Source organism: Devosia sp., from assembly GCF_034675085.1.
Classification (GTDB): domain Bacteria; phylum Pseudomonadota; class Alphaproteobacteria; order Rhizobiales; family Devosiaceae; genus Devosia.
Genome location: NZ_JAUCDN010000210.1, coordinates 1 through 5825 on the forward strand (window position 1 = coordinate 1; position 5825 = coordinate 5825).

At 64.1% G+C, this 5825-nt stretch carries 4 protein-coding genes and 1 tRNA gene; 3 read left to right on the forward strand and 2 right to left on the reverse strand.

The annotated features are described in order from the left end of the window. The coding region (locus VDP82_RS12800; RefSeq protein ID WP_323015235.1) for a proton-conducting transporter membrane subunit at positions 1-1981 on the reverse strand (1981 nt) is incomplete at its 3' end. Positions 1982-2172: 191 nt separating this feature from the next. On the opposite strand from VDP82_RS12800, the gene yddG reads away from it, so the two are divergent. The 3 genes from yddG (at position 2173) to VDP82_RS12815 (ending at position 4282) form a co-directional block, all read left to right on the forward strand. Further along, entirely contained in the window at positions 2173-3090 is a 918-nt protein-coding gene (yddG, locus tag VDP82_RS12805; RefSeq protein WP_323015236.1) for an aromatic amino acid DMT transporter YddG, read from the forward strand. Between the two features lie 76 nt (positions 3091-3166). Next, positions 3167-3243, forward strand: a tRNA-Pro gene (locus tag VDP82_RS12810). Between the two features lie 67 nt (positions 3244-3310). Further along, positions 3311-4282 carry a phosphotransferase enzyme family protein gene (locus VDP82_RS12815; RefSeq protein WP_323015237.1) on the forward strand — a complete coding sequence of 324 codons (972 nt, stop codon included), beginning with the start codon at positions 3311-3313 and terminating at the stop codon, positions 4280-4282. A 28-nt stretch (positions 4283-4310) separates the two neighbouring features. Here the strand turns inward: VDP82_RS12815 and VDP82_RS12820 are convergent. Next, positions 4311-5825: undecaprenyl-phosphate glucose phosphotransferase (locus tag VDP82_RS12820; RefSeq protein WP_323015238.1), on the reverse strand; the 1515-nt coding region annotated here is incomplete at its 5' end.

Genomic DNA, 5825 nt, shown 5'->3' on the forward strand with positions numbered 1-5825 from the left:
GGGTCAGCGCCAGATCGGGCGCGGAGAACCAGGCGAAGGTGAGGCAGGTGGCGAGACCCGCGCCGCCCATCAGGATCATCGCCGCCAGCCGGTGGAACTTGGCCTGATAGGCCGCCGCAATGGCACTGATGCCCCCCATCAGCCAGACCAGCCCCAATACCGGGTCGAAGGCGCTGGGCAGGCCCAGCCCCCCGAGACGGGCCCAGCCCGCCACCACGCCGGCCCCCAGGGCGATGGCGAGGACGAGAAAAATCTGCGGTTGCAGCCGCTGGGTTCCGCAGATCTGAAGGATCTTTCGGGCCCAGCGATTGGTGGCGGTGATGAGCAGGCGCTCGAAAATGCGCTGGCCGCGCAATCCCCGCAGGCCGGGCACGCCATCGACATTCCGAAGGCGCCGGTAATAGGGGATATAGATGATGGCGCCGCCCACCAAGGCAATGAAGCTCATGACCAGCGGCAGGTTGAAGCCATGCCAGATCGAGAGGCTGTAATAGGGCGTTTCCGGCCCCAGCGTGGCCATGACCGCCGCCGCCAGGAACGGGCCGATGGTGATGCCGGGAATGATGCCAACCGCCAGGCAGACGATGACCAGCAATTCGATGGGGCGGCGCATCAGAGCGGGTGGCTCGTGCGGCTCGGTTTCCAGCTCGGTCGGCGGCGGGCCGAAGAACACGCCATGGACGAACTTGATCGAATAGGCCACGCTCAGCATGCCGGCCAGTGTCGCGCCAATGGGCAGGGACAGGTTGACGAAGACGTTGGGATCGAATTCGGCCGTCTCGGTGAAGAACATTTCCTTGGAGAGGAAGCCGTTGAGCAGCGGTACGCCGGCCATGGCGCCGCTGGCGATGATTGCCAGAGTGGCGGTGAAGGGCATGTAGCGCCGCAGCCCGCTCAGCTTGCGCACGTCGCGCGTGCCGGTTTCGTGGTCGATGATGCCCACGGCCATGAACAACGAGGCCTTGAAAGTGGCATGATTGGCGATGTGGAAGATCGCCGCCACCGCCGCCAGCGGCGAGCCCATGCCCAAAAGCGTGGTGATGAGCCCCAGATGGCTGATGGTGGAATAGGCCAGAAGACCCTTGAGGTCGCGCTGGAACAGCGCCGTATAGGCTCCGAAGATCAGCGTCACCAGCCCCGTATAGGTGACCAGCCAGAACCAGAGCTGGGAATCGGACATGACCGGCCAGAAGCGCGCCATGATGAAGACGCCGGCCTTCACCATGGTGGCCGAATGCAGATAAGCCGACACCGGGGTCGGCGCCGTCATGGCGTTGGGCAGCCAGAACTGGAAGGGAAACTGTGCGCTCTTGGTGAAGGCGCCGAGCAGGAACAGCACCAGCGTCACCGGATAGAGCGGATGCTCCACGATGAGCGAACCCGAGGCCAGAACGTCGTCGAGACGATAGCTGCCCACGATATGGCCGATCAGCATCAGCGCCACGAACAGCGCCAGCCCGCCCGAGCCGGTGACGATCAGCGCCATGCGCGCGCCGTCGCGCGCCTCGCCGCGGTGATACCAGTAGCCGATGAGCAGGAAGGAGACGAGGCTGGTCAGCTCCCAGAACACGGCGAGCTGGATGATATTGCCCGAAAGCACCAGCCCCAGCATGGCGCCCATGAAGGCCAGCAGCAGCGCATAGAAGCGCGGCACCGGATCCTTGGGCGACATGTAGTAGCGCGCGTAAAGCACCACCAGCAGGCCGATAAAGGTGATGAGCACGCAGAAAAGCCAGGCCAGACCATCCATGCGGAAGACCAGGTCGAGCCCTGCCGTGGGAATCCACTGGATGGTCTGTTCCACCACGCCGCCGCTCGACACCTGCGGAAAGATCAGTGCGGTGAGGAGCAGGCAGATCGCCGCCACGGTTCCCGAAAGCCAGGCTTCACCATTTCGCGCCCCTGCGGGCATGGCCACCGCGATGAAGCTGGCCAGAAAGGGCAGGGTGCAAATGACGGTGAGGGCGATGTCGGTCTGCATCGTAGGGCGAAAAGGCTCCGGCAAAGTATTGGTTTCTTTGCCTAACTGGCGCGCAGGCCAAGAGCAACCCGTTTTCGGGAGGAAATTGCGCTTGTTTTTCTCCACGCAAAGCCTATGGGCCTGCCTGTCCGGGCGCAGACAGATGCATCGGCGCAGACGGCAACGGGGCCGCCCCAATTCGGAGAGCAGTCATGGCGGGAACGATCGGCATTCGGAGCGGGCGCAACGCCACCCTGATCGGGCTGTCGGCCGTGCTGCTCTGGAGCCTCGTCGTCGGGCTCATCCGCATGGTGTCCGTGCAGTTCGGGGCGACCGGCGGCGCCGCGCTGATCTATTCTCTGGCCTGCCTGCTTCTGGTCGCGACGGTCGGCTGGCCCGATATCCGGCGCTTTCCGCGCCCCTATCTCATCGTGGGCAGCCTGCTCTTCGTTTCCTATGAGCTCTGCCTCTCGCTCTCCATCGGCTACGCCGGCAACTCGCAGCAGGCCATCGAGGTGGGCATGGTCAACTACCTCTGGCCCACCTTCACCCTGGTTGCCGCGATCCTTTTCAACGGCCAGCGCGCCAATGGCTGGATCATCCCCGGCATCGCCCTCTCCATGATCGGCATCTGCTGGGTTCTCGCCGGAGACCGGGGCATAGACCCCGCCGCCATCATCGCCAATATCCGCCACAATCCGCTGAGCTATGGGCTGGCCTTTGTCGGTGCGCTGATCTGGGCCGCCTATTCCGTGGTGACCGCCCGGCACGCCCAGGGTCGCAATGGCATCACGCTTTTCTTCGCCCTCACCGCGGGGGCGCTGTGGATCAAATTCCTCGCCGGCGGTGAGCCGGCACCGGTCTTTACCCTGCCCAGCCTGCTGCCGCTGGCATTGGCTTCCGCCGCCATGGCCTTCGGCTATGCGGCGTGGAATTTCGGCGTTCTGCACGGCAATATGACCGTCCTGGCCGGAGCCTCCTATTTCGTGCCGGTGCTTTCGGCGGCCTTTGCCGCGATGGTGCTGGCGACGCCGCTCTCCCTGCCGTTCTGGCAGGGAACGGTCATGGTCTGCGCCGGCTCTATCGTGTGCTGGCTGGCGACGCGGGCCGGCAGGCAGCAAAAGCTGTGAAATCAGCGCGAGTTGAAGACGCAGGCGTTTTTAGGGCTTGCCTCCCATGCCCCGTTTCCTTATGTACCCCGGCAGTCGGGGCGTAGCGCAGCCTGGTAGCGCATTTGTCTGGGGGACAAAGGGTCGTCGGTTCAAATCCGGCCGCTCCGACCATTAATTCTGACCAGGGCGAGGCGATGAGCCTTCTGCGGCGCAGCGCCATCAGTGGGGGAGCCTGCCGATGCCGTTGTCGGCGCGGGAAATAGAGCCGGCCCTGTCGATGTGGTCCGAACTCGAGCACGGCTCGGCCCGTCTCATCAACCATTCGGAAAATCAGACCTTCCTGATCGAGACGCCCTCGGGCCGCCTCTACACCCTGCGCGTGCATCGGGACGGTTACCAGTCTAGCCTGAGCATCGAAAGCGAGCTGGCCTGGCTGATGGCCTTGCGTCGCGATACCGATCTGCCGATTCCCGAGCCGGTGCCGGGGCGCGACGGCAAGCTGCTGCAATGCTTCGATGGCCCCGAGGGTGAGCAGATGGTGGTGCTGTTCCACCATATCGCCGGCAGCGAACCGACGCCTGACGGCGACCTGGGCGATATCTTCTTCAAGCTGGGCGGCTATGCCGCGACCCTGCACAACCATGTCGGCGACTGGCGCAAGCCGCCGGGCTTCAAGCGCCAGGTGTGGGAGGCGGCGACGATTCTGGATGCCGACGGGCTATGGGGCGACTGGCGGGTATCACCCGGCGTCAATGCCCAGAATCGGCCGATTCTCGACCGGCTCGATGCCACGCTCTGGCTGCGTCTGGCCGATTACGGGGTGGGACCGGACCGCTATGGGCTGATCCATGCCGATATGCGGCTGGGCAATCTTCTGGTCGACGGCGACAGGCTGACATTGATCGATTTCGACGATTGCGGCTTTTGCTGGTTCGCCTACGATTTCGCCGCCGCCATTTCCTTCCACGAGACCAGCCCGATGATTCCGGGGCTCAAGGCCCGGTGGCTGCAAGGCTACCAGGCCATCCGCCCGCTGGGCGCCGAAGACCTCGCCGCCATCGACGCCATGATCATGCTGCGGCGCATGGCGCTGCTGGCCTGGATCGGCTCGCATGTCGAAACCGCTCTGGCCCAGCAGCATATGCCCGGCTATGCCGAAGGCACCGTGCAATTGGCCGAGCGCTATCTTCGCGGGAACCTGTGGAGCTGATGCGCCCGGCGAAGGCCCTTGCCCTCGCTCAGTAGGCGTTCTCATTCTTGGAAACCATCGACACCGGCGTCATCAGCACGATGTAGAGATCGAACAGGATTGACCAATGCTCGATATAGTAGAGGTCGTGGTTCACGCGCTGCATGATCTTGTCGATGGTGTCGGTTTCCCCGCGCCAGCCATTGATCTGGGCCCAGCCGGTCATGCCCGGCTTGACCCGGTGGCGGGCAAAATAGCCTTCCACGGCCTCGTAATAGAGCTTGTTGTCGGCCTTGGCCTCGAGCGCATGCGGGCGCGGCCCCACGATCGAGAGTTCCCCCTTGAGCACGTTGAGCAGTTGCGGCAGCTCGTCAATGGAGGTCTTGCGGATGAACCGGCCGACGCGCGTCACGCGCGGATCGCCGCGCGTCACCAGCTTGGCGGCGCCCTGATCCAGCATGTCGGTGCGCATCGAGCGGAATTTATAGATACGGATCAGCTCGTTGTTGAAGCCATGCCGGTTCTGCATGAAGAACACCGGCCCTTTGCTTTCCAGCTTGATGGCAATGGCGGCGACCAGCATGACGGGCGAGAGCAGCACCAGCGCCACCAGCGCCACCACCTTGTCGAACAGCCATTTGAAGACCAGGTTCCAGTCCGAAATCGGACGGTCGGCCATGTCGAACACGGCCACGTCCCCGACATAGGAATAGGCGCGGTTGGTGAATTTGAGCTTGCTCATATGCGCCGACAGGCGAATGTCCACCGGCAGCACCCAGAGCTGGGTGAGCATGGCCAGAACACGCGTCTCTGCCGATAGCGGCATCGAGACGAGCACCAGGTCCACCGGCGTGCGGCGGGCAAATTCGATGAGATCGGCCACGCGCCCCAGCTTGGGATAGCCCGAAACCGTGTCGGGCGAACGATCGTCGACCCGGTCGTCGAACAGGCCGAGCAGGCTGATGTCGTTGCGGGCGCTGGCATGGATCTGCTCGATCAGCGCTTCGGCGTCCTTGCCGCCCCCGACGATGACGGTGCGCCGCCGCAGGCGGCCCTGTTCGGTCCAGCGCCATACCAGGGCGCGCAGGGCCAGGCGATAGGCGACGAGCAGGGCGCTGCCCCCGATATACCAGCTGACCAGCCAGACGCGCGAGAACAGGTCCGCCGCCTTGAGAAAGAAAATGCCCAGGGTCAGGACCGTTATCACCACCGTCCAGGCCACAAGGACGCGGCCGATCTGGTTGAACAGGGTGCGATAGGCGCTGATGCGATGCGTACGCGCCGCGTTGAACAGGATATTGGCCAGCAGGCAGGACGCCAGGATCACCGGAATATAGAAGGCCGGCTGCCCCAGTTCGACATAATAGGCATAAATGCCATAGCCCAGTGCCGCCAGCAGCAGGGCTTCCACCGCCTGGGCAATGCCGCAGACCACGGCCCCCGAAATATTGCTCTCCACGGGCAGGGCGATGATGGCCTCGGCCGGCCTGGAAAGGCGCCGCCCCGTTTCCGCCTGCCGTGATGCGTGGTCCAATACGGCCTGCTTGGGATCAACTCGAAACAT